This window comes from Rhodococcus sp. MTM3W5.2 (assembly GCF_001984015.1).
GTDB classification, from domain to species: Bacteria; Actinomycetota; Actinomycetes; order Mycobacteriales; family Mycobacteriaceae; genus Rhodococcus_G; species Rhodococcus_G oryzae.
On the sequence record NZ_CP019572.1, the window covers coordinates 1,570,180 to 1,587,460 of the forward strand.

A 17,281-nucleotide genomic window follows, 5' to 3' on the forward strand; every position below is an offset into this window, starting at 1 on the left:
TATGTCCAAGGAAATCCAGTTCAACGAGACCGCGCGCCGGGCTCTCGAGCGCGGCGTCGACACGCTGGCGGACGCGGTCAAGGTCACCCTCGGCCCCCGCGGTCGGCACGTGGTGCTCGCCAAGGCGTTCGGCGGCCCCACCGTCACCAACGACGGCGTGAGCATCGCCCGTGAGATCGATCTCGAGGACCCGTTCGAGAACCTCGGCGCCCAGCTCGTCAAGAGCGTCGCCACCAAGACCAACGACGTCGCGGGCGACGGCACCACCACCGCCACCGTGCTCGCCCAGGCGCTGATCCACGGCGGTATGAAGAACGTCGCTGCCGGCGCCAACCCGATCGCACTCGGTGTTGGCATCAGCCAGGCCGCGGACGCGGTGTCGGAGGCTCTCATCGCCGCCGCCACCCCCGTCGAGGGCAAGGAAGCGATCGCTCAGGTCGCCACCGTCTCCTCGCGCGACGAGGAGATCGGTGAGCTGGTCGGCGAGGCCATGACGCGGGTCGGCGTCGACGGCGTCGTGACCGTCGAGGAGTCCTCGACCCTGCAGACCGAGCTCGTCGTGACCGAGGGCGTGCAGTTCGACAAGGGCTACCTCTCGCCCTACTTCGTCACCGACATCGATGCGCAGCAGGCGATCTTCGAGGATGCGCTGATCCTGCTCTTCCGCGAGAAGATCAGCTCGCTGCCCGACTTCCTGCCGCTGCTCGAGAAGGTCGCCGAGGCGGGCAAGCCGCTGCTGATCATCGCCGAGGACGTCGAGGGCGAGGTGCTCTCCACCCTGGTGGTGAACTCCATCCGCAAGACGATCAAGGCCGTCGCGGTGAAGGCGCCGTTCTTCGGTGACCGGCGCAAGGCGTTCCTCGACGACCTCGCGGTCGTCACCGCGGGCACGGTCATCAACTCCGATGTGGGCCTGACCCTCAAGGAGGCCGGACTGGAGCTGCTCGGCAGCGCCCGTCGGGTCGTCGTCACCAAGGACGAGACGACCATCGTGGACGGCGCGGGCACCGAGGCGGACATCGAGGCCCGTGTCGGTCAGCTGCGTCGCGAGATCGAGAACAGCGATTCCGACTGGGACCGTGAGAAGCTCGAGGAGCGTCTCGCCAAGCTGTCCGGTGGCGTCGCGGTGATCAAGGTCGGTGCCGCAACGGAGACCGAGCTCAAGGAGCGCAAGTTCCGCGTCGAGGACGCGGTCAACGCGGCCAAGGCCGCGGTCGAGGAGGGCATCGTGCCCGGCGGCGGCTCCGCGCTGGTGCAGGCGGGTCAGACGCTCGGTGCGCTGGCAGCATCGCTCTCCGGCGACGAGGCGACCGGCGTCGAGGTCGTGCGCGCGGCGCTGTCGGCCCCGCTGTTCTGGATCGCCACGAACGCGGGCGTCGACGGCTCGGTCGTGGTCAGCAAGGTCGCCGAGGCGCCCAAGGGCCACGGCTTCAATGCCGCCACCCTCACCTACGGCGACCTGCTCGCCGACGGTGTGGTGGACCCGGTCAAGGTGACCCGTTCCGCGGTGGTCAACGCGGCCTCGGTCGCCCGGATGGTGCTCACCACCGAGGCCACTGTCGTCGAGAAGCCGGTCGAGGCCGCCGATGCGGATCACGGCCACGGCCACAGCCACTAGCTCCACCGTCGCCCCGGGTGACAGCAGCGACAGGCCCCGGACGGATCCCCGTCCGGGGCCTGTCGCTTTCTCCTATCCCAGTGGCAGCGAGGCGAACACGTCCGTGGTCGGCCGCTCGGAACCGCCCGCGGGTTCCACCGTGAAGGCCAGCAGTGAGGCGCCGTCCAGGTCGTCGAGCACGGCCACGGTCGAGGGCGACACCTGATCGGGCGACATCATGCCCGCCGAGACCGGCGCACCGGTGCCCGCGATGAGCCACATCTGATAGACCGACTCCGGTGCCGGCGGGGTGACGTCGTTCATCATCAGCACCGCTGCGTCGGTCGACCGGGAGTAGACGGCGGTCGCCGAGCCGCCGCCGGGCACCTCCGTCGAGGAGGTCCGGACGTCCGGGGCGCTCATCACCTGGGCCGCCACCGGTTGCTCAGGCGTCGGTTCGCGCAGCTGCTGGCCGATGACCACGCCGCCAGCGAGCAGCGCGACGGCGGCCGCCGCGGCGCCCACCAGACGCCACCGGGTGGTGGTGCGCCGCCGATCGGCGAGCGAGACCGGCGCCGCCTCCCGACCCTGGCCGGTGCGGGGCTCCCGCGCGATCTGCGTCAGCAGGCCTTCGCGGATGTGTGCGGGCGGCGCGGTCGCGTTCGCGGCGGCGGTCGCCGCCAACGTCTCCCGGCACCAGCGCACCACCGCCTCGAATTCGGCCCGCAGCTTGTCGTCGGAGGTCGCGAGCAGCTGCTCGACCGCGCGGCGTTCGTCCGGGTCGAGGGCGTCGAGGGCGTAGGCGTGGGCCAGGTCGATCTGGTCGTCGTCCATCACGCCACCCCCAGACATCCTCTGAGCCGGACCAGCCCGTCCCGGATTCGGGTCTTGATGGTCGGCAGCGCGACCCCGAGCTGTGCGGCGACCTCGCGGTAGGTGCGTCCGCCGTAGTAGGCGAGCGAGACCGACTCGCGCTGCACCGAGGTGAGGGAGTCGAGGCAGTCGATGACGGCCTGCCGGTCCAGGCGCCCCGAGACCTCCTCGGCGACCTCGTCGAATTCGCTGCCGCGGTTGCGTGACTCGTAGACCACCTCGCGGTTCGAGTGCGACTGTTCCGACCGGACCCGGTCGACCGCCCTGCGGTGCGCGAGGGTCATCAGCCAGGACACCGCGGAGCCCCTTGTCGCGTCGAAGTCGTCGGCGGTGCGCCAGAGCTGGAGGTAGACCTCCTGGGTGGTCTCCTCGGCGAAGCCCGGATCGCGCAGCACCCGGAGCACCATTCCGTAGACGCGGGCGCAGGTCCGGTCGTACAGCTCGGCGAACGACCCCGAGTCGCCGGCGGCGGCGCGGGTCAGCAGGGCGGCCAGCTCGGCCGCCTCGGCCGCGCGCACGGCGAGGGCCTGCCCGACGTCCGCCGGGCAGGCCGCCTCGCCGATGCCGTGATCGGGCTCGGCGCCGGAACCCGTGGACCCCGGGTCCGTCACGACTGTCCGATTCCCTTCATCGACAATCACGTTACTGCGGCATCAACACGGAATCGATGAGGTAGACGGTGGCATTCGCGGTGCTCACACCGCCGCAGATGACGTTCGCGTCGTTGACCTTGAGGGCGTCTCCCGACCCCGTCACGGTCACCGCGGCGCCCTCGACCGTCGGGTGCTGGCCCGCGATCTCGCTCGGCGCGATCTGGCCGGGCACCACGTGATAGGTGAGGACCTTCGTCAGCAGCGCGTCGTCGGTCTTCAGCGTGTCGATGGTGGCCGGATCCACCTTGGCGAACGCGTCGTCGACCGGCGCGAACACGGTGAACTGCCCGCCGTTGAGGGTGTCGACGAGATTGACGTCGGGGTTGAGTTGACCCGAGACCGCGGCCACCAGGGTGGTGAGGAGCGGATTGTTCGAGGCGGCGACGGCCACCGGTTCCTCGGCCATGCCCGAGATCGAGCCGCCGCCCTGCGGCACGGCCTCGGCGTAGTCCGCGCAGCCGGGTCCGACCAGGTTCGCGGCGGGGTCGGCCGTCATCTCCTGCGACATCTGGTCACCGGAGGTGGGGGAGGAGGGCGCGGAGTCGTCGCTGTTCGCGGAGGAACACGCCGAGACGCCGATCAGGGCGACCGACGCGGTGGCCGCGATGGCGAGGGAACGGATACGGGTGGTGCTGATGCTCATGGGACTGCCTTCCCGAGTGTTGTGCGAGTGCCGTCGGGAAGGCATTCGGAGCGGGTGGTGCGGAGGATGGGTCACGCATCTCGGCGCGGCCCAGGAAGCCGGGGCCGCGCCGAAATGCGATGAGATTTATACCGCGATGCGGTGGCGGCCCCTGCGGGCGTGCATCTCACGTTCGGTCTCGGACATGCCGCCCCAGATCCCGTACGGCTCGCTGACGCTGAGGGCATGGCTGCGGCACTGCGCGAGCACGGGGCATTGACGGCACATCTCCTTGGCGCGGGTCTCACGCTGGGTGCGGGCCCGGCCCCGCTCGCCGTCCGGATGGAAGAACATCGCGGAGTCGACTCCGCGGCACAGGCCGTGCATCTGCCAGTCCCAGATATCGGCGTTCGGTCCGGGGAGGTGATTCGGCTGAGGCATGCCATCTCCTGTCCATCCATACACCTGAAGAGCCTCCAGGTCTGAAATCAATTCGTCTCGGCAACGTTAGAGGTTTTGCGGAAAACGAGTCAATAGTTCTTCAAGTGGGGATTTCCATAGTGTTCGCACGAGAATTTAACGTTCCGTTCATAGACAAGGACATGTAGCCGTGATCGGCTGACGCTGCTACGGTGCCCCGGCTCGGCCACGGTGTCCCGTAATGGGTGCTGACGAGTGCTTTTGCTGGTCCGATGCGGTCGGGGGGCGTGGTGCGCGCCCTGTCAGCGTGCGGACCGGCGTTGAGATTCTTGGTTAACGCAATTGCCACAAACCGGACTCTGAATCAGTTGCCTGATTCAATCTTTGATTCAACCTTGAAATACGTCGAGTGTCCGTAACTCTCGACAAACGCGATCCGAATGGGTATTCGGGCGCGGGTGGGTGCGGCGCAGGGGCGCGCGCGGGCCGGCCCTACTCTTGGCCTGTGGGGACACTGATCAACGCCGCATTCGGCGACGAACCCGGGTTGGCCCCGTTGCCTGCCGCCGTCGACAACCAACAGCGCTGGCTCAGGGCGGTGGCTCTCGGTGGGCAGGGGCGTTACGCCGCGGCGCGGACCGAACTCCTGCGCATCGCGCGTGGGCGCCCGAGCCGGGACGTCGCCTCGCTCGCGCTGAGCACGGAGGCCTCGTTGCTCAGGCAACTCGGGTGGCATCAGCTGGCGGCGGGCTTCGACGGACGCGCGCTCGCGGCACTCGGCGGCCCGGCGGGCGAGGAGGAGCAGGCGCTGACCGCCGCTCGATGCGACGCACTGACCGGGCTGGCTGCGGATGCGCTCGGATGCGGTCGGCTCGCGCTCGGTTCCGCCCTGCTCGAGCGGTGCGCGCCGCTCGTCGGGAAGGACCAAGGGCTGTGGCGACAGCGCATCCGCCTGAACTGGGTGACCGCCGAGATCGCGTTGGCGTCGGGGGATCCCGTCACGGCGCGTCGGCACGCGAGCGCGGCCGTCGAACTCGCCCGGGACGTCGACTCGGTTCGGCACCAGGTGAAGTCGGACCTCCTGCTGGCGGCCGCCCACAGTGCAGGCCCGGACCCCGCCGCGGCGCTTGATCTGGGCGAACAGGTGTTGGACCGGTGCGCCGAGCACGGGTTGTTGCCACTGCGCTGGGCCGCGGCGATGCTTGTCAATGGAGTCCGTCCCGGTGCGGATGCGGCGGCGATCCGGGATGAATGTCGACGGCAAATCTCCGACCGCGGTGGCCGATTCAGGGATCTGTGAGTGTCTGTCGCTATCCTTCAAACGTTCCACCGCCAGGTGGGAGCGCTCTGGAGCGGGCGCCACTGTAACGCCAGGAATCACTCTGACGATGACTAATACGAGCGAGGAGTTGGACTCAGCCGTCGCTGCGGCAGCGCAGGGCGATCGAGTTGCCTTGTCTCGAGTGCTCGAGAGTGTTCGACCCTTGGTTGTGCGTTACTGCCGATCACGGGTCGGAGCCGCGGAAAGGGGACAACTGTCCGCGGACGACGTGGCGCAGGAGGTATGCCTGGCAGTGATGACCGCATTGCCGCGGTATCAGGATCAGGGCCGCCCATTCATGGCATTCGTGTATGGCATCGCCGCGCACAAGGTGGCAGATGCCCATCGGAACGCCGGGCGTAACAAAGCCGAGTCGATGGCCGAGGTACCAGATGTCATCTCCACCGACGAGGGACCCGAGAAGCTCGCTCTGGACTCGGAGACCACCCGGCAGATGAGCGCGCTACTGGGAACGCTCCCCGAGAAGCATCGGGAGATCCTGGTCTTGCGTTTGGTCGTCGGTCTGTCGGCGGAGGAGACGGCGCTTGCCGTCGGAAGCACGGCCGGAGCAGTACGGGTCGCCCAGCACAGGGCGCTCGCGAAGTTGAAGAACGAAGTTGCGAAAGCGGGTGAGATGTATGGCTAGGGGCAGCAAGCGTGGTGGGGACCACGAGGGAACGCAGCGGGACACGTCCGGTGCCGATCTCACCCCGGACGCGTCGTCCCTCGGCGACGAGGAATCCGCCGATGCGACCGCCGTCGATTTCGCCGCCATCGCGCGGGACGACGCCCTCATCGACGCGATCGCCGGTGACGGCCCGATCGCGACGAACAGCCCCGAGGAGTTCGAGCTCGCGACCCTGCTGACCGCATGGCGCGCCGAGATCCTCGCCCCGCCATGCCGGCCGAGCCCGATCTCGACCAGGTGGCCGCCGCCGTGGACCGGGAACTCGCGACGATCGGCTCGCCCCGCCGCTCGAATCTGCGGTTGCTCCGGCCCATCGCTGGCGCTGCCGCTGCCGTCGCCGTCGTGATGGCCGGACTGACGGTCTTCTCCTACAACGCCGTACCGGGCGATCCGCTGTGGAAGGTCAAGGAGGTCGTGTTCACCGAGCGCGCCAACTCGACCGTCGCGGGTATCGACACGACCACCAACCTGGAGGAGGCCGAGCGCCTCATCCGCGCAGGCGATCCGCAGGCGGCGCTGGTGGTGTTGGAGTCCGCCCGCAAGCGGGTCGACGACGTGAACGAGTCGGCCAAGCACGACGAGCTGACGGCCTGGAGGGATCGGCTGGTGGCCGACGCCGCCAAGACCCCTCCGACGGCGACCACGCTGCCCTCGGCGGCCGGGACGACCCCCGGACTGCCCGTGGTGCCGGGCGTGACGCTGCCCGGCGACACGGTGACCGCGCCGGTGCTGCCCACCACAGGGCCGACCGTTCCGAGCCTGCCGACCGTCCTGCCGATCGAACCGGGGGTGCCGCCGACTCAGGTGCCGCCGATCACGATCCCGCCGGTCGTCACGACGGTCCCACCGGTTGTCACCAGCCCGCCGGTGGTGCCGACGACGGTCCCGCCCGTGCCGACCACCACACGGGTCGAGCCGCCGACCCAGGACACGCCGACGCCGCGGGACCTGACGTCGAACGTGACCCCCGGCTGATCCGAGCCCAGACGCGAAACGGCCCGACAAGGTGAATTCCTTGTCGGGCCGTTTTCGTCGTATCGGGTTCGGCTCAGGCGTCGAAGCCGTCGCCGTGCAGCGCCTCGTTCATCGACGCGTCCGCGTAGCCGCGGCAGTAGTCCCACGTGACGTAGGCCTCGGGGACCGGGTCGTAGGCGGGCTCGTGCGGGCGCACGGTGCCGTCCACGAGCAGCTGCAGCAGGTTGGCGCGCAGCATGTCCCAGTCGTGGTAGTGATCCTGCTGGCAGTCGTCGCAGCACACGACGAGCCCGCGGATGCCGCGGTGGCCGAGCAGGGCCTCATAGACAGCGAGGTCCGCGAGGTCTTCTTCCACGGCCAGTCGCTCATGGGGGTCGAGGGGCTGACCCGGCTCGATCGCGTCCAGCGCGGCCGACGGATCGGAGGGGTCGCCGGCGAACGGATCCGGCGGCAGACCGGGGGGCAATTGATCACGCACAGGTCCACGGTACGCAGCGCATGCGGGTCTGCGCCAGCCGTCACACGAACCGCGTTCGCTCGCACCCGTGTCCAGCCGATACCATGGTGGACGGGCTGAGGGAATAGTTCGCCCTCGACCGAGCATTCTTCTCAGTCCCGAAGCAATCACGACTTGACCGCGCCGCGGGGATTCGACGCCCCGCACGGCGGCGCACCACAGTTCCAGGAAAGGGTCCCGAGCCGCATGAGTATTTCCGGAGGACACGTGCGTACCGGAGGGGACCGCCCCGACAAGGTTGCCATGCTGGGACTCACCTTCGACGACGTGCTGCTGCTGCCTGCAGCGTCCGACGTGATCCCGAGCCAGGTCGACACCTCGAGCCAGCTGACCCGGGAGATCCGGCTGCGGGTGCCGCTGGTCAGTTCGGCGATGGACACGGTGACGGAGTCGAGGATGGCGATCGCGATGGCGCGCGCCGGCGGCATGGGTGTGTTGCATCGCAACCTCTCACTCGAGGCCCAGGCCGGCCAGGTCGAGACGGTCAAGCGGTCAGAGGCGGGCATGGTCACCGATCCGGTCACCTGTAAGCCGACCGACACCCTCGCCGAGGTCGACGCCACCTGCGCACGCTTCCGGATCTCCGGACTCCCGGTCACCGATGACGCCGGCCAGCTGGTCGGCATCATCACGAACCGGGACATGCGCTTCGAGGTGGACCAGAATCGGCCGGTCGCCGAGATCATGACCCCGGCGCCGCTGATCACCGCGCGCGAGGGCGTCACCGCGGAGGCCGCGCTCGGGTTGCTGCGCAGGCACAAGATCGAGAAGCTCCCGATCGTCGACGGTCAGGGCAGGCTGACCGGCCTCATCACCGTCAAGGACTTCGTCAAGACCGAGCAGCACCCGAACGCCACCAAGGACCGCGACGGTCGCCTGCTGGTTGGCGCGGCTGTCGGTGTCGGCGACGACGCCTGGAACCGCGCCATGACCCTGGCCGATGCAGGCGCCGATGTGCTTGTCGTCGACAGCGCGCACGGCCACTCGATCAACGTGCTCGAGATGATCACGAAGCTCAAGGGTGAGATCGGCGACCGCGTCCAGCTCATCGGCGGCAATGTCGCCACCCGCGCAGGCGCCCTCGCGCTGGTCGAGGCGGGCGCGGACGCCGTCAAGGTGGGCGTCGGGCCCGGCTCCATCTGCACCACCCGCGTCATCGCCGGTGTCGGCGCCCCGCAGATCACCGCGATCCTCGAGGCCGTCGCCGCCTGCAAGCCCCTCGGGGTGCCGGTGATCGCCGACGGCGGGCTGCAGTTCTCCGGCGACATCGCCAAGGCGCTGGCCGCCGGTGCGTCCACCGCGATGCTCGGTTCGCTGCTGGCCGGTACCGCGGAGTCTCCCGGTGAGCTGATCCTCGTCGGCGGCAAGCAGTTCAAGAGCTACCGCGGCATGGGCTCGCTCGGCGCGATGCAGAGCCGCGGCCAGGGCAAGTCCTACTCCAAGGACCGATACTTCCAGGACGACGTGCTCTCCGAGGACAAGCTGGTGCCCGAGGGCATCGAGGGGCGGGTGCCCTTCCGTGGCCCGCTGTCTCAGGTCACCCACCAGCTGACCGGCGGCCTGCGTGCCGCGATGGGGTACGCAGGCGCCTCGACCATCGAGGAACTGCAGGAGGCGCAGTTCGTGCAGATCACCGCCGCGGGTCTCAAGGAGAGCCACCCGCACGACATCACCATGACGGTGGAAGCGCCGAACTACGCTGCGCGGTAGCCGCCCGGGATAGATTCCAGCGAAGATCCAGGCAAGCATCAGCCACAACGAAGAAAGGGGCGCGCGTGCGCGACCTCGTTGAAATCGGCATGGGCAGAACCGCCCGTCGCACCTACGAGCTGGACGACATCGACATCGTCCCCTCCCGCCGGACCCGGTCCTCCAAGGAGGTGTCGACGGCCTGGCAGCTCGATGCGTACCGCTTCGACATCCCGGTGCTCGCGCACCCGACCGACGCCCTGGTCTCGCCCTCGTTCGCGATCGAGCTCGGCAAGCGCGGTGGGCTCGGCGTGATCAACGGTGAGGGCCTGTGGGGTCGGCATGCCGACGTCGACGCGAAGCTCGCCGAGCTGGTGCACCTCGCCGAGACGGACGAGGACCCGGACGCGCCGATCGCCCGGCTCCAGGAGCTGCACGCGGCGCCGATCCAGCCGCACCTGCTCGCGGCGGCCGTCGCGCAGGTGCGTGACTCCGGTGTCACCACCGCGGTCCGGGTCAGCCCGCAGAACGCCCGCGCACTGACGCCTGAGCTGGTGAAGGCCGGGATCGACCTGCTGGTGATCCACGGCACGATCATCTCCGCCGAGCATGTCGCGCACGGTGAGAGCGAGCCGCTGAACCTCAAGACGTTCATCTCCGAGCTCGACGTCCCGGTGATCGCGGGCGGCGTGAGCGATCACCGCACGGCGCTGCACCTGATGCGCACCGGTGCCGCTGGTGTCATCGTCGGTTACGGCTCCACCGAGGGCGCCACGACCACCGGCGAGGTGCTGGGCATCGGGGTGCACATGGCCACCGCGATCGCGGATGCCGCGGCCGCGCGTCGCGACTACCTCGACGAGACCGGCGGTCGCTACGTGCACGTCATCGCGGACGGCGACATCACCACCTCGGGCGACCTGGCCAAGGCCATCGCGTGTGGCGCGGACGCAGCGGTCCTCGGCGCGCCCCTCGCGGTCGCGGCGGAGGCACCGGGCGGCGGCTGGTACTGGCCGTCGGCCGCCGCGCACCCGTCTGTGCCGCGTGGCGCGATGCTGCCGGTCGCCTTCGGTGACCGCCCGTCGCTCGACACGGTCCTGACCGGACCGTCGGCCGATCCGTACGGTTCGCTGAACCTCGTCGGTGGACTGCGTCGCTCGATGGCGAAGTCCGGCTACTCGGACCTCAAGGAGTTCCAGAAGGTCGGCCTGACGGTGCGCGCCTGACGTCGCTTCGGCGATATTCCGCCTGTTCCTGATACCTGTCGTTACAGTTAGGCAACCCTTGTGGCATCGGTCACAGGGATCCGGTGCATACTGACGAGTAACTAATCCAGGTTCATGGTGGAGGTGTCCAGATGGGCAAGCGTGCAACGGACTTCGATGTCCTGATCGTCGGATCCGGCTTCGGGGGCAGCGTGACGGCGCTGCGGTTGGTGGAGAAGGGGTACCGGGTCGGCATTCTCGAGGCCGGCCGTCGGTACGCCGACGCGGACTTCGCGAAGACCAGCTGGGACCTCAAGCGGTTCCTCTGGGCGCCCGCGCTCGGCTGCTACGGCATCCAGCGCGTGCACCTGCTGCGCGACGTGCTGATCCTCGCGGGTGCGGGCGTCGGTGGTGGATCGCTGAACTACGCCAACACCCTCTACAAGCCGCCTGCCTCTTTCTTCGAGGACCCGCAGTGGCGTGACATCACCGACTGGCACGACGAGCTCAGCCCGTACTACGACCAGGCCCGCAAGATGCTCGGTGTCGTGCAGAACCCGCACATGACCCCGCGGACGAGGTCATCAAGTCGGTGGCCGAGGACATGGGCGTCGGCGACACCTTCATCCAGACCCCGGTCGGCGTCTTCTTCGGCGAGCCGGGCAAGACCGTCCCTGACCCCTACTTCGGCGGCGCGGGCCCGGACCGCACCGGATGCATCGAGTGCGGCGAGTGCATGACCGGGTGTCGGCACGGCGCGAAGAACACCCTGGTGAAGAACTACCTCGGACTCGCCGAGAAGGCCGGGGCCACGATCATCCCGATGACCACGGTGACCGGGCTGCACGAGGCCTCGGACGGCAGCTGGGACGTCGTGACCCGGCGCACCGGCGCCAAGATCCGCAAGAACCACAAGACCTACACCGCGCAGAATGTCGTGCTCGCCGCAGGCACCTGGGGCACCCAGCATCTGATGCACGAGATGAAGGACAGCGGCTCGCTGCCGCGCCTGTCCGACAAGCTCGGCGAACTCACCCGCACCAACTCCGAATCGATCGTCGGCGCGGGCAAGCTGAAGGTGGACCCGGCGATGGACCTGACCAAGGGCGTCGCCATCACCTCCTCGTTCCACCCGACCGCGGACACCCACATCGAGCCGGTGCGCTACGGCAAGGGCTCGAACGCGATGGGTCTGCTGCAGACGCTGATGACCGACGGCGGCGGCACCACCCCCCGCTGGGTGAAGTTCCTCGGCGTGGTCGCGAAGAACCCGATGCAGATGCTGCGCATGCTCACGGTGAAGAACTGGAGCGAGCGCACCATCATCGCCCTTGTCATGCAGAACCTGGACAACTCGATCACCACCTACACCAAGCGCGGTGTCTTCGGCCGCAAGGTCACGAGCAGGCAGGGGCACGGCGAGCCGAACCCGACGTGGATCCCGGCGGGCAACGACGCCACCCGGCGGATCGCCGAGAAGATCGACGGCGTCGCGGGCGGCACATGGGGCGAGATCTTCAACATCCCGCTGACTGCGCACTTCCTCGGTGGCTGCGCGATCGGATCGGACCGCGAGCACGGCGTCATCGACCCGTACCACCGCGTGTACGGCTACCCGACCCTGAGCGTGGTCGACGGGGCGTCGGTGTCGGCGAACCTGGGCGTGAACCCGTCGCTGACGATCAGCGCGCAGGCCGAGCGTGCGGCGTCGCTGTGGCCGAACAAGGGCGAGCAGGATCTGCGTCCGGCGCAGGGCGAGGGCTACCGGCGGATCAACCCGATCGCGCCCAACAGCCCGGTGGTGCCCGCGAGCGCCCCCGCCGCCTTGGTGCTGCCGATCGTGGAGATCCGCACGGGTTCGGCGCAGGAGAAGACCGGAACCGGCGCGGCCTGACCGCCGTTCGACTCCCAGGAGGCCCCCGACCCATGTGGTCGGGGCCTCCTGCGTTCGGGGCAGGCGTAGCCGGTGATGGGGTGCGCGGGGCGGGGGAGCTGGGCCGATTAGACTGGCCACGTGGCAGATACCCAGCACTCCGGCCCAGCTCAGCAGCAGCCCGTTCTCGTCGTCGATTTCGGGGCGCAGTACGCGCAGCTGATCGCTCGCCGGGTGCGGGAGGCGAACGTCTACTCGGAGGTGGTCCCGCACACGGCGACCATCGAAGAGATCGTCGAGCGCAAGCCGCTCGCGGTGATCCTCTCCGGCGGACCGTCGAGCGTGTACGAGGAAGGCGCCCCGCAGCTGGACGCCCGGCTCTTCGACCACGACATCCCGGTGTTCGGGATCTGCTACGGATTCCAGGCGATGGCGGGCGCGCTCGGCGGCACCGTCACCCACACCGGAACCCGCGAGTACGGACGCACCCAGCTCAGCGTGGACGGCGGCGTGCTGCACGAGGGCCTGCCCACCACCCAGCCGGTGTGGATGAGCCACGGCGACGCGGTCACCGATGCGCCCAAGGGCTTCGAGGTGACCGCCACCAGCGCGGGCGCGCCCGTCGCCGCGTTCGAGGACCGCGCCCGGCGCCTCGCGGGCGTCCAGTACCACCCCGAGGTGCTGCATTCCCCGCACGGTCAGCAGGTGCTGAGCCGCTTCCTGCACGAGATCGCGGGCATCCCGTCCAGCTGGACCGCCGCGAACATCGCCGAGTCGCTGATCGAGCAGGTCCGCGAGCAGGTCGGCGACGGCCAGGCGATCTGCGGGTTGTCCGGCGGCGTCGACTCCGCGGTGGCGGCGGCGCTCGTCCAGCGCGCGATCGGCGACAAGCTCACCTGTGTGTTCGTCGACCACGGCCTCCTGCGGGCGGGCGAGCGCGAGCAGGTCCAGCAGGACTTCGTGGCCGCGACCGGCGCGAAGCTGATCACCGTCGACGCGGTCGACACCTTCCTCGGTGAGCTCGCGGGCGTCTCCGATCCGGAGACCAAGCGCAAGATCATCGGCCGCGAGTTCATCCGTAGCTTCGAGGGTGCGGTCTCCGAGGTGCTCGGTGAGAGCGCCGCGCACGGCGAGACCGTCGACTTCCTGGTCCAGGGCACCCTGTACCCGGACGTCGTCGAGTCCGGCGGCGGCACCGGCACCGCGAACATCAAGAGTCACCACAACGTCGGCGGTCTGCCGGAGGACCTGCAGTTCAAGCTGGTCGAGCCGCTGCGGCTGCTGTTCAAGGACGAGGTCCGCGCGGTCGGTCGCGCGCTCGGCCTGCCGGAGGAGATCGTCGCCCGGCAGCCGTTCCCCGGCCCCGGTCTCGCGATCCGCATCGTCGGCTCGGTCGATCAGGACCGGTTGGAGACGCTGCGTCAGGCGGATTCCATTGCGCGCGAAGAGCTGACGGCCGCGGGCCTGGACGGTCAGATCTGGCAGTGCCCGGTGGTGCTGCTCGCCGACGTGCGCAGTGTCGGTGTGCAGGGCGACGGCCGCACCTACGGTCACCCGATCGTGCTGCGCCCGGTCTCCAGTGAGGACGCCATGACCGCGGACTGGACGCGGTTGCCGTATGACGTGCTCGAGCGGATCTCCACCCGCATCACCAACGAGGTGGCCGAGGTGAACCGGGTGGTGCTGGACGTGACCAGCAAGCCGCCGGGCACCATCGAGTGGGAGTAGGCGGCTCCGCCGCCCTGTGCGCGTGTTGCACCCCGACCGGGGTGCAACACGCGCACAGTCATTTCCGGCCGTCCAGGTACAGGTAGCCGCCGACCAGCGCGATCATGCCGAGCAGGCCCGCACCGACCGGGAGGGCGCAGCCGACCGCGGTGATGACGGTCGCGGTGGCCAGCACGATCGGCATGGTCTTGGGCTCGCCTGCGTCCGTGCTGAGCAGCGACTCGCCCATCGACCTGGTCTCGTTCGGCTTTCGCATGAGCAGCCAGGCGGCAAGGTAGACGGGGACACCCGCGCCGGCGAGCAGCAGCGAGAGCAGCAGCGCCAGCCGGACGCTCGTCGTGCTCACGTCCAGTCGGCGCGCGATCCCGACGCTGACGCCCGCGATCAGTCCTTCATCGGGCAGTCGCTGCGGAAGGTCCTGGAGGAAAGTGCTTTTCGGCGTCGCGGTCTCGTTCGTGGTCATGCGATCAATACTGTCGACCGGCCGCGGCGTGCACCATCGGGAAGCACCCCGATCTTTCGTCGGGAGGACTCGGGCCGTGTCAGGGTCGCTGCGCAGGCTCCGCTCCGGCGTCTCAGGGTGCGGCCAGCGCGGCCGGGTCGACATGAGGGTCCTCGCGTCCGGACAGCGCGGTCGCGACCCACAACGAACGCTGCGCGTCCGCGGCCTCGCCGTTCCTCAGATAGTCGAGATGGTTGTCCACCTCGCGCGCGATCGACCATCGCCGCGCCAGTTCCCTGTCGAGCCCGGCCGAGTCGGCGAGGTCGTCACAGCGTGCCCGCAGGCCTGCGCTGCGCCGGCCGTCCAAGTCCGCCAAGCGATTCCACAGCATCGGTGCGACCGCGAACTCGCCGATCGCGGACAGCGGCTTGGGGTCGATGGCCCGCCAGTCGTCCGTGCCCGCGAGGACGTTCTCGAAATGCAGGTCCGTGTGGACCAATACCGCACTGCCCGCCGGTTCCCGGCGCACAGCGACGGCGTCCTCGATGAGCCACTGCGGGCACGGACTGTCGAGGCGTCGCCACAGGTCCGGCAGCTCCTGCTCCCAGCGCGCGGCCAGGTCCGGCAGGGTGTCGAACTCGCCGTCCGGCACGACGTTCGACAGTCCGCGCATCAGCGCACCCCAGATCGGGATCGCTTGCGGCACAGGAATGCTCAGCAGCGACCGGGTCGGATCCAGGCGTTCGAGCAGGATCGCCTGCCGTGCGGGGTCCGCGCGCAGCATGCGGACCGCGCCCCTGCCGTCCCAGCGCGCGAGCGCTACCGACTCCATCGCGGACTCGATGCTCGGGTACGACACCTTCAGAGCGGCAGGCGTGCCGTCGGGCAACAGGACCGGGATCACGAGGGCGACGTTGCCGTGCCAGAGCTGGGAGCCGTCCCTGGAGAGCCCCCACTCGTCCAGCAGGCGCGCGATCAGCCCGGGCAGTCGCCGCAACCACTCCTCGGCGTCCGCGGCGTAGGAACGCACCCGGGCGCCGTAGGAGTCGGGGATCGTGAGCACTATTTGCGGCGGCCGGGCGCGAAGACCAGGCCCAGGCCGGCGACCACCGCGGCGATCACGATGATCCACCGGAACTGAGCGTCCCCGAGGGACTCGAAGTGGAACGGCCCGATCAGGGCCCACACGCTGACCAGCAGCGCTGCCAGTCCCGAGAGCAGGAGCAGTGCCGAGGGACGGCGCCCCGACTTGTCTGTGGTTTCGGTGTTCTCAGCCACGATCCACCCGCATCTCTCCGAACGTTCCGTCCATGTTGAGTGTCAGTACGGGGCCTCCGGTTCCGTCGGCCCCACCGTTGATGCCCTCGGGCAGGCAGTTGGCCTCCCCGAACGCCATCGAGCACGTGTTCTTCACGTCCATGTTCGCGGGGACGAGAACCGTGAACGAACCCAAGTTCAGGTCCACGTCCACCGTTCTGTCCTTGTCGAGTTGGACGGAACGCAGGTCGAGCGTGAAATCTCCCATCCGGCCCGAGTATTCGGGTTGGAGGTCGGCGGCCGTGGGTGTCCAGGTCTTGTCGCCCATGTTCTCGGCGTTCCAGTCGATGGGCCCGATCAGCGAGGCCAACAGCACGAAGCCGATCAGCGGCCCGGTCACGACCAGCAGTCCGTAGCCCCTCCGCAGGAAGGCTCCGATGAGCATTCCGATGCCGATCACGGCGAGCGCGACGGCCCCGATCCGGGCGGGGGTCAGCCACTCCGCGTTGGTGGCCGAGCTGACCGCCCAGGTGGCCGCGGCCGCGATGATGGCCAGGCCGAGCACCGTGGTGGTCAGGCGGGACTTCGGTGGTTTCGGGAGCACGGGCGGTGCGGGCGGGGTGGGCTCGGGCAGATCCCAGGCGAAGGGGGCGACACCGAGCGGGTCCCAGGCCGGGGGCTGGGGGACATCGGTCGTGACCCCGCCGGTGTCCGTGCTCGCGCCGGGAGCGGCGGCCACGTCCTCGGGAGCCGGAGCTGCGGGCTCGGCCGCGTCGGCGGGTGTGCCTGCCGCTGTCGGCTCCGGGATGGGGGTGGTGGGCGGCGTCGAGGGCTCGTAGGTCTGCGGCAGCGTCGTGTACGCGCCGACCGTGTACGGCGCCGACGACGGGAACGTGGTCGACGGGAACGTGCTCGGCGGGAACATCACGCCGGCGTGAGCGGTCGCCGGATGAGCATCAACGGGCAGCGCCGGTGGCACCGGTGTGCGCTGGTAGAGCAGCCACAGGCCACCGAGCATCAGCGCGAGGCTGATCAGGCCGGAGCCGCCCGCCCCGACACCGACGGGACCGAGCGTGCTGAGTGCGATGATCAGCGCGACCGCGAGCACCACGGTCTTGGTGCCGGACTCCGAGCTGTGTCCACGGCCGACGAGTGATTCCGCCGCGGACGTCTGGTCGCCCGCTTGGGGGAGCAGCAGCCAGCCGGCGAGATAGAGGACGATGCCGACCCCGCCGAAGAGGGTCGACACCGCGAAAGCGACCCGGATCAGCACGGGATCCACGCGGTAGCGGTGGCCGATTCCCGCGGCGACGCCCGCGATCGGCCCCTGCCTGGGCAACCGCACCGGACGGGTGCGCCACAACTCGTGCAGCTGTTCCTGGAAGTTCGGATTGCTCATGATGACAATCGTCGTCGGCGCA

At 69.4% G+C, this 17,281-nt stretch carries 17 protein-coding genes and 1 pseudogene; 9 read left to right on the forward strand and 9 right to left on the reverse strand.

The genetic code is table 11. From position 1 onward, the window contains the following. The first annotated feature begins 1 nt into the window (after nucleotide 1). Complete coding sequence (gene groL, locus BTZ20_RS07190; protein ID WP_077040887.1) at nucleotides 2–1,618, forward strand: chaperonin GroEL; 1,617 nt, start codon at nucleotides 2–4, stop codon at nucleotides 1,616–1,618. Between the two features lie 72 nt (nucleotides 1,619–1,690). Here the strand turns inward: groL and BTZ20_RS07195 are convergent, their stop codons facing one another. The 4 genes from BTZ20_RS07195 to BTZ20_RS07210 all read right to left on the reverse strand — a co-directional run bounded on the left by BTZ20_RS07195 (nucleotide 1,691) and on the right by BTZ20_RS07210 (nucleotide 4,186). Continuing rightward, nucleotides 1,691–2,431 (reverse strand): anti-sigma factor domain-containing protein, encoded by a 741-nt coding sequence (locus tag BTZ20_RS07195; protein WP_077040888.1) that lies wholly within the window; start codon nucleotides 2,429–2,431, stop codon nucleotides 1,691–1,693. After that, nucleotides 2,431–3,081, reverse strand: a complete 651-nt coding sequence (gene sigK / locus BTZ20_RS07200) for an ECF RNA polymerase sigma factor SigK (RefSeq protein ID WP_411269110.1) — start codon at nucleotides 3,079–3,081, stop codon at nucleotides 2,431–2,433. Before sigK ends, BTZ20_RS07195 begins: the two co-directional genes overlap by 1 nt. 31 nt (nucleotides 3,082–3,112) lie before the next feature. Continuing rightward, nucleotides 3,113–3,766 (reverse strand): fasciclin domain-containing protein, encoded by a 654-nt coding sequence (locus tag BTZ20_RS07205; RefSeq protein WP_077040889.1) that lies wholly within the window; start codon nucleotides 3,764–3,766, stop codon nucleotides 3,113–3,115. 126 nt (nucleotides 3,767–3,892) lie between these two features. Then, nucleotides 3,893–4,186 (reverse strand): WhiB family transcriptional regulator, encoded by a 294-nt coding sequence (locus BTZ20_RS07210; protein WP_027501783.1) that lies wholly within the window; start codon nucleotides 4,184–4,186, stop codon nucleotides 3,893–3,895. 484 nt (nucleotides 4,187–4,670) lie between these two features. Here BTZ20_RS07210 and BTZ20_RS07215 point away from each other — a divergent pair, with 484 nt between their 5' ends. From BTZ20_RS07215 to BTZ20_RS07225, 4 genes are all read left to right on the forward strand, one after another. Then, nucleotides 4,671–5,465, forward strand: a complete 795-nt coding sequence (locus BTZ20_RS07215) for a hypothetical protein (RefSeq protein ID WP_077040890.1) — start codon at nucleotides 4,671–4,673, stop codon at nucleotides 5,463–5,465. Nucleotides 5,466–5,553: 88 nt separating this feature from the next. Then, on the forward strand, nucleotides 5,554–6,132 hold the full coding sequence (locus BTZ20_RS07220) for a sigma-70 family RNA polymerase sigma factor (RefSeq protein ID WP_077040891.1): 579 nt from the start codon (nucleotides 5,554–5,556) through the stop codon (nucleotides 6,130–6,132). Next, on the forward strand, nucleotides 6,125–6,520 hold the full coding sequence (locus BTZ20_RS27825; RefSeq protein WP_223263668.1) for an anti-sigma-D factor RsdA: 396 nt from the start codon (nucleotides 6,125–6,127) through the stop codon (nucleotides 6,518–6,520). Before BTZ20_RS07220 ends, BTZ20_RS27825 begins: the two co-directional genes overlap by 8 nt. Next, the gene (locus tag BTZ20_RS07225; RefSeq protein ID WP_223263669.1) at nucleotides 6,475–7,149 is read left to right on the forward strand and encodes a type IV secretion protein Rhs; all 675 of its coding nucleotides are present in this window, start codon (nucleotides 6,475–6,477) and stop codon (nucleotides 7,147–7,149) included. Before BTZ20_RS27825 ends, BTZ20_RS07225 begins: the two co-directional genes overlap by 46 nt. Nucleotides 7,150–7,222: 73 nt before the next feature. Here the strand turns inward: BTZ20_RS07225 and BTZ20_RS07230 are convergent, their stop codons facing one another. Beyond that, a complete protein-coding gene (locus BTZ20_RS07230; protein ID WP_027501780.1) occupies nucleotides 7,223–7,627 on the reverse strand; it encodes a DUF5319 domain-containing protein in 405 nt (134 codons plus the stop codon). A gap of 225 nt (nucleotides 7,628–7,852) precedes the next feature. Between BTZ20_RS07230 and guaB the strand changes: the two genes are divergently transcribed. From guaB to guaA, 4 genes and pseudogenes are all read left to right on the forward strand, one after another. Continuing rightward, nucleotides 7,853–9,376, forward strand: coding sequence for an IMP dehydrogenase (gene guaB / locus BTZ20_RS07235; RefSeq protein WP_077043548.1), 1,524 nt, complete (start codon nucleotides 7,853–7,855; stop codon nucleotides 9,374–9,376). 65 nt (nucleotides 9,377–9,441) lie between these two features. After that, nucleotides 9,442–10,581: a GuaB3 family IMP dehydrogenase-related protein gene (locus tag BTZ20_RS07240; RefSeq protein WP_077040892.1), complete on the forward strand. Its 1,140-nt coding sequence runs from the start codon at nucleotides 9,442–9,444 to the stop codon at nucleotides 10,579–10,581. Between the two features lie 131 nt (nucleotides 10,582–10,712). Continuing rightward, nucleotides 10,713–12,454, forward strand: a pseudogene (locus BTZ20_RS07245) (GMC family oxidoreductase N-terminal domain-containing protein). A 120-nt stretch (nucleotides 12,455–12,574) separates the two neighbouring features. Next, the gene (guaA, locus tag BTZ20_RS07250) at nucleotides 12,575–14,161 is read left to right on the forward strand and encodes a glutamine-hydrolyzing GMP synthase (RefSeq protein WP_077040893.1); all 1,587 of its coding nucleotides are present in this window, start codon (nucleotides 12,575–12,577) and stop codon (nucleotides 14,159–14,161) included. Nucleotides 14,162–14,219: 58 nt separating this feature from the next. Here the strand turns inward: guaA and BTZ20_RS07255 are convergent, their stop codons facing one another. From BTZ20_RS07255 to BTZ20_RS07270, 4 genes are all read right to left on the reverse strand, one after another. Beyond that, nucleotides 14,220–14,624 (reverse strand): PspC domain-containing protein, encoded by a 405-nt coding sequence (locus tag BTZ20_RS07255; protein WP_077040894.1) that lies wholly within the window; start codon nucleotides 14,622–14,624, stop codon nucleotides 14,220–14,222. Between the two features lie 112 nt (nucleotides 14,625–14,736). Further along, a complete protein-coding gene (locus BTZ20_RS07260; protein ID WP_077040895.1) occupies nucleotides 14,737–15,666 on the reverse strand; it encodes an aminoglycoside phosphotransferase family protein in 930 nt (309 codons plus the stop codon). Then, a complete protein-coding gene (locus BTZ20_RS07265; RefSeq protein WP_077040896.1) occupies nucleotides 15,666–15,881 on the reverse strand; it encodes a hypothetical protein in 216 nt (71 codons plus the stop codon). The genes BTZ20_RS07260 and BTZ20_RS07265 overlap by 1 nt, the downstream gene beginning before the upstream one ends. Next, entirely contained in the window at nucleotides 15,874–17,259 is a 1,386-nt protein-coding gene (locus tag BTZ20_RS07270) for a PspC domain-containing protein (protein ID WP_077040897.1), read from the reverse strand. The genes BTZ20_RS07265 and BTZ20_RS07270 overlap by 8 nt, the downstream gene beginning before the upstream one ends. Between the last annotated feature and the right edge of the window lie 22 nt (nucleotides 17,260–17,281).

Excerpts from the sequence above, each read along its gene's own strand:
- groL (WP_077040887.1), top strand. The coding sequence starts at position 2 with ATGTCCAAGGAAATCCAGTTCAACGAGACCGCGCGCCGGGCTCTCGAG.
- BTZ20_RS07195 (WP_077040888.1), bottom strand. The coding sequence starts at position 2,431 with ATGGACGACGACCAGATCGACCTGGCCCACGCCTACGCCCTCGACGCC.
- BTZ20_RS07205 (WP_077040889.1), bottom strand. The coding sequence starts at position 3,766 with ATGAGCATCAGCACCACCCGTATCCGTTCCCTCGCCATCGCGGCCACC.
- BTZ20_RS07210 (WP_027501783.1), bottom strand. The coding sequence starts at position 4,186 with ATGCCTCAGCCGAATCACCTCCCCGGACCGAACGCCGATATCTGGGAC.
- BTZ20_RS07220 (WP_077040891.1), top strand. The coding sequence starts at position 5,554 with ATGACTAATACGAGCGAGGAGTTGGACTCAGCCGTCGCTGCGGCAGCG.
- BTZ20_RS27825 (WP_223263668.1), top strand. The coding sequence starts at position 6,125 with ATGGCTAGGGGCAGCAAGCGTGGTGGGGACCACGAGGGAACGCAGCGG.
- guaB (WP_077043548.1), top strand. The coding sequence starts at position 7,853 with ATGAGTATTTCCGGAGGACACGTGCGTACCGGAGGGGACCGCCCCGAC.
- BTZ20_RS07255 (WP_077040894.1), bottom strand. The coding sequence starts at position 14,624 with ATGACCACGAACGAGACCGCGACGCCGAAAAGCACTTTCCTCCAGGAC.
- BTZ20_RS07270 (WP_077040897.1), bottom strand. The coding sequence starts at position 17,259 with ATGAGCAATCCGAACTTCCAGGAACAGCTGCACGAGTTGTGGCGCACC.